Source organism: Pseudomonas sp. P20, from assembly GCF_016463925.1.
Classification (GTDB): domain Bacteria; phylum Pseudomonadota; class Gammaproteobacteria; order Pseudomonadales; family Pseudomonadaceae; genus Pseudomonas; species Pseudomonas aeruginosa.
Map to the genome: position 1 here is coordinate 1 of NZ_JAEMVM010000053.1, position 1,039 is coordinate 1,039.

1 protein-coding gene and 1 pseudogene are annotated in these 1,039 nt (G+C 43.0%); both read left to right on the forward strand.

Annotation, left to right across the window (positions count from 1 at the left end):
* Window positions 1-238, forward strand: a pseudogene (locus JHD77_RS30490) (transposase); the annotation flags it as partial.
* Between the two features lie 258 nt (window positions 239-496).
* Window positions 497-1,009, forward strand: coding sequence for a hypothetical protein (locus JHD77_RS30495; RefSeq protein WP_071557675.1), 513 nt, complete (start codon window positions 497-499; stop codon window positions 1,007-1,009).
* The last annotated feature ends 30 nt before the right edge of the window (window positions 1,010-1,039 follow it).

The window sequence follows — 1,039 nt, forward strand, 5'->3', positions numbered from 1 at the left end:
GCCAAACTGGTTGGATATGGATTCCTGCTTCATTGAGCTAGGTCAGACGGCCGAAGAGAGATATCGGCGATACGTAACGTTCATGAAAGAGGCGATACCGGCCGAGGAATTGAGGCTGATTCGCGAGGCGGTTCAGCGTGGACAACTGACGGGCAATCAACGGTTCGTGGACGAGATCGAGCGGGTAGCCGGGGTGAGAATAGAGCGGCGTGGGCAAGGGCGGCCGAGATTAGAGTAGGGAAAATAAATCTGTCCCCTTTTTTCTGTGTTCACTATCACTCCGAGTGAACTGAAGGATGTACTTCAGAGCAGCCCTGTTGTTAAGTCACCAGTTATGGCATTGCCTGATGGGCAATTCGTGAGGACCGTTGATGTAGGTAAAGTAATTGGCACTACCAATTTAAAGGATGGAGGAGTGCCCACCTCGGTATTAAAAATATTTACTGACAGAGCTGGTAATTTGATCACAACCTTCCCAATCAAGGCGGTGGATTAATTGAGCTATCTTCCAATACGTGTATGGACTGGCTTTCAATCAGCTGTAAGACTGCTGAGCGCTGAGGCTTCTCCAAAAGAAGTTCTTGATTTAATTCTAAATTGGATAAAAAGGAATAGAAAATTTTTCCTGTCTGGCTCATTTGCTGTTTATGGGTTTGAGGAGTTCCTGGGTCTAAGTGGAGAGGAGATGCCTGTTAACTTTTCAAATTTTTCATCATCCGAGTTAGAGAATTTTAAGAAATTTACTTTCAAATATCAGGCTAAGGATGTGGACTATATTGCGCAATTTTTAAGAGATGTTATTGAGGCTTTGATAACTGTAGAGGTTGATAAAAAATGTCCTAATTGTAATTCTGAAGGGATGCATGTCTTTATAGGGAAGTATAATAACCTAGTGGCTTATCAATGCAATGTGTGTGGGCACTCGCAATACTCGGACGGCTCAAAAGTAGAAGTCGGCGGTTTGGAGTTTATAACGGAGAGAAAGCTTCGAGATCTAAAGTTAATTTAAAATTTCATAAGCATAAAGGGGACAGATTTA